This window comes from Nostoc cf. edaphicum LEGE 07299, assembly GCF_015207245.1.
Taxonomy (GTDB): domain Bacteria; phylum Cyanobacteriota; class Cyanobacteriia; order Cyanobacteriales; family Nostocaceae; genus Nostoc; species Nostoc edaphicum_B.
Genome location: NZ_JADEXF010000484.1, coordinates 1 through 4307, shown reverse-complemented (window position 1 = coordinate 4307; position 4307 = coordinate 1). Strand labels below are relative to the sequence as shown.

Here is a 4307-nt window from a genome sequence, read left to right as displayed (position 1 = left end):
GATTTCAGCAGCTTCCTTGCTTGTAAAAAATGTCTCCTGCATACAATTTATTTTACAGAAGACTTGTTTAATACAATTATGTTAGTATTAGACAATATTGTTTTAAAGCGATGAGCCAAATCACTATTCAGTGTCGTCTTGTAGCCTCAGAGTCATCACGCCACCAACTATGGAAGTTGATGGCAGAGCTAAATACGCCACTGATTAATGAACTATTGCATCGGGTAAATCAACACCCAGAGTTTGAAACTTGGCGACAAAAGGGCAAACACCCCACTAGTGTTGTCAAAGAACTCTGCGAACCTTTGAAAACTGACCCTCGCTTTATCGGTCAGCCTGGACGGTTTTACACGAGTGCGATCGCATTGGTGAATTACATTTATAAATCATGGTTTGCGCTAATGAAGCGATCGCAGTACCAACTAGAAGGCAAAATTCGCTGGCTGGAAATGCTCAAAAGTGATGTTGAATTGGTAGAAGCCAGTGGTGTCAGCTTAGATAAGCTTCGCACCAAAGCTGCTGAAATTTTGGCTCAACTTGTTCTTGTGAATACTGCTGAAACTCAATCAACGAATGGGAAAAAAGTTAGAAAGCGCAAAAAATCTCAAAATTCAGATAGCAAGACTTTATCAAAGAACTTATTTGAGATTTACCGCAACACAGAAGATAACTTGACTCGATGCGCCATCAGCTATTTGCTCAAAAATGGTTGCAAAATTAACGAGAAAGAGGAAGACGCTAAAAAATTTGCTCAACGCCGTCGTAAACTTCAAATTCAGATAGAACGCCTCGGAGAACAGCTAGAAACACGAATTCCCAAAGGTCGAGATTTAACCGATACCAAATGGATCGAAACTCTTTTCACTTCTACTCACAATGTTCCAAACAATGAAGCCGAGGCGAAATCTTGGCAAGACAGTTTGTTAAGACAATCAAAAAAACTGCCTTTTCCAGTAACTTACGAAAGCAGTGAAGATATGATTTGGTCTAAAAACCAATGTGGACGTATTTGTTTACAATTCAGCGGTTCAAGGGAGCTTAGTTTTCAAGTTTATTGTGATTCACGTCAACTTCATTGGTTTCAACGCTTTCTAGAAGATTGGCAAATTAAGGAAAACAGCAAAAAGAAAAATAGTCAAGAGCAACAGTCTAGTGGTCTGTTCACCCTTCGCACTTGTCGTCTTGTTTGGCAAGAAGAGGAGGGTAAAGGCGATCCTTGGAACGTTAATCACTTAACTCTCTACTGTAGTATAGACACTCGTCTGTGGACAGATGAAGGAACTAATCAAGTTAGAGAAGAAAAAGCAGAAGAAATCGCAAAAGTTATTACCCAGACTAAAGCCAAGGGCGACCTCAATAAGAACCAGCAAAAGCATCTAAAGAGGAATAACACTTCTTTATCTAGAATTAATAACCCCTTCCCTCGTCCAAGTAAGCCTTTATATAAAGGTCAATCTCATATTCTTATCGGTGTTAGCCTCGGTTTAGAAAAGCCTGCAACAGTAGCAGTAGTAGACGGCACTACAGGCCAAGTCCTTAGCTATCGCAGCATCAAACAACTACTTGGTGATAATTACAAACTGTTAAATCGACAGCGACTGCAAAAGAATTGCTTATCTCACCAACGCCAAATAGCTCAAACGCTTGCTGCACCAAATCAGTTTGGAGAATCGGAGTTAGGCCAGTATGTAGACAGCTTGCTGGCGAAAGAGATTATTGCGATCGCCCAAACATACTCTGCTGGAAGTATTGTTCTACCCAAATTAGACAATATGCGAGAGCAAGTTCAAAGTGAGGTTCAAGCCAAAGCTGAACAAAAATCAGACTTAATAGAAGTTCAAAAACAGTATGCCAAACAGTACCGAGTTAGCGTTCATCAATGGAGTTACGGCAGGTTGATGGCAAACATCCAAAGTCAGGCTGTTAAAGCTGGAATTGTTATAGAGGAGTCAAAACAGCCAATTCGAGGTAGTCCACAAGAGAAAGCGAAAGAATTAGCGATCTCCGCTTACCATTCCCGCAAAATAAACTGATTGACAAAATACCGAACCTTGACAATAGAATAAGAGTATTCAACAGCGCCGCAGTTCATGCTTGTTACAAGCCTCTGTGCTGTGTAAATTCGGGTTAGTTTGACTGGTGTTAAACAGTCTTGCTTTCTGACCCTGGTAGCTGCCCACCTTGATGCTGCTATCCCTTGTGGATAGGAATTAGGTGCGCCCCCAGTAATAGAGGTGCGGGTTTACCGCAGTGGTGGCTACTGAATCACCTCCGATCAAGGAGGAACCCACCTTAATTATTTTTTGGCGAATCGAAGCGGGGTCAATTTCCGTGGGGAGCTGCCAAAAGTTTAAATCGCTTGTTTGGTAAGGTTTATAGCCTTTAACGTGTCAGTTGATTTACTTTTTCAAGTGTTAATTGACAGGCGATTTTGGGAGACGTGACAAAAATGCCTTCATAACTATTGGCAGATCAATGGTTTGAAGCGCAGAGTTTCAACACCCCTCCCAGATGGAGGCGGGTTGAAAGATTAGTCGCGCTTCCAGGGAATATGAAAAACTTGGTTGTTTCAACACCCCTCCCAGATGGAGGCGGGTTGAAAGAGCCGGTGAGTCGTAACTTGACCACATTTTACAAGTTTCAACACCCCTCCCAGATGGAGGCGGGTTGAAAGTTGAAGGAAGATTTGAATGGAGTGCCTTTGAAGCAAGTTTCAACACCCCTCCCAGATGGAGCTACGGTATATACACCGTAGCCTAGCTTGAGACGGGTTGAAAGAAGTCATTCACAATCTGGCTGAGGAGATGAAAACCGATTTCAACAACCTTCCAGATAGAGATGGGTAAAAGATTTTTATATTAGTTTTCGGATTATCTACAAAAATTTTGTTAAAAATGGTGGGTTGAAAGGACTCTTAATCTATTGGTTGTAAATGCTTTGGACAAAAAAACATTGTCTAATAAAATAAAATTAAACGCACACTACCAGCGTGGCACAGCTAAAATATTGCAATAGATTTTTGAGAAATCGAGAGAAACCAATGTTTTTTGATTTTTTCCTAATGCACTACTTTAGCCTTGACACGCTACTAGGGAGTTAGTTGCATTTAGAGCATCACAATCACTTAAAAATGAGATATAGGTGGAATGATATTATAGAGAAGCTACATTCTAGTTATCTAAAGTGTGATTAATTTCTCAAAAAGGATATTAGTCTGTTAACAGTGACAAGTAATTAGTTAATGTAAAAATTGCGTTCCTATATTAAGTTCAGCATAGAATTAAATAAAGGCAAGTTTGTTTTCCAAGAAGACACTAATTTGTCACTAGAGACATTAATTTGTCAACGCGGACATTTAATTTGGCAAACGACAATTTTGTTAGTGGGTGACGAGGGAATCGAACCCGCAACCAATAGATTAAGAGTCTACTGCTCTACCGTTGAGCTAGTCACCCACACGAATAACAATCGTAGCATAACTTCCGACAATTTAGTTAGTGCCGCACTCAAAAAACTAATTAAAAGGGGAATTTGACGGTGAAGGTGGTTTGGCCTGCTGCACTCTTTACATAAATCGAGCCGCCTAAATGTCTGACCATTTTCTGCACTAATGCCAATTCCAGCCCCGTGCCGCTATGTTTCCAAGGATCGTGTTTGGAAAGGTGATAGAAAGGTTCAAAAATCCGCGAGAGTTCATTGCTGGTAAGCTCTATTCCCGAATTGGTAATATTAAGCTCGACTGCATCTCCTATCAACTGAGCAGAGACTGCGATCGCTTCCCCGGCTGGGGTGTATTTGCAGGCATGGTTGAGCAGTTCGGTGACAATCCGCTCCAAATCGGTGATATCTGTCTCCAAAGGCGGCAGCGCACGATCGACAGTCAGGTTTAACTGCTGTCGCTGGCAGCTGGTGAGGTCTCGAAAAGACTCGATAATGGGGTGAAGCCAGCTTTGAAAGTCAATGGCAATCAATGTTGGGGGATCGGGTTCGGCTTCGAGATATGTGAGTGTGAGTAGGTCATTAATTAACTTGCTTTCTCGCCCACACTCGTTGTGCAGAATCTGCAAGAGTTGCGGCACTATTTCTATCTCTGATATTTCTGCTGGTGTGAGGACACTTTCGAGAGTTTGGACTGCAAGGCTAATGCTTGTTATTGGTGTCCGCAGTTCTTGGGATAAAGTTCTGAGAAATTGGTTTTTGAGCCGATCGCTTTTTTCTAGTTCTTTTACCTGTGCCTGGTTTTGTTTGTAAAGCTGGGCTTGACGAATGGCGATCGCACATTCATTTGCTACCTGCTGCATTAGCTC

Annotated in this window: 2 protein-coding genes and 1 tRNA gene; 1 reads left to right on the top strand and 2 read right to left on the bottom strand. The window is 41.7% G+C overall.

Annotation, left to right across the window (positions count from 1 at the left end; translation table 11 throughout):
• The first annotated feature begins 110 nt into the window (after positions 1 to 110).
• Complete coding sequence (gene cas12k, locus IQ229_RS15275) at positions 111 to 2033, top strand: type V CRISPR-associated protein Cas12k (RefSeq protein ID WP_194045019.1); 1923 nt, start codon at positions 111 to 113, stop codon at positions 2031 to 2033.
• A gap of 1350 nt (positions 2034 to 3383) precedes the next feature.
• Here the strand turns inward: cas12k and IQ229_RS15270 are convergent.
• Together IQ229_RS15270 and IQ229_RS15265 are read right to left on the bottom strand one after the other, a co-directional pair.
• Positions 3384 to 3455 (bottom strand) — tRNA-Lys (locus IQ229_RS15270).
• A 63-nt stretch (positions 3456 to 3518) separates the two neighbouring features.
• A partial coding sequence (locus IQ229_RS15265) for a sensor histidine kinase (protein WP_265582986.1) occupies positions 3519 to 4307 on the bottom strand: 789 nt, incomplete at its 5' end.

Coding starts and splice junctions, on each gene's coding strand:
- cas12k (WP_194045019.1), top strand. CDS start 111: ATGAGCCAAATCACTATTCAGTGTCGTCTTGTAGCCTCAGAGTCATCA.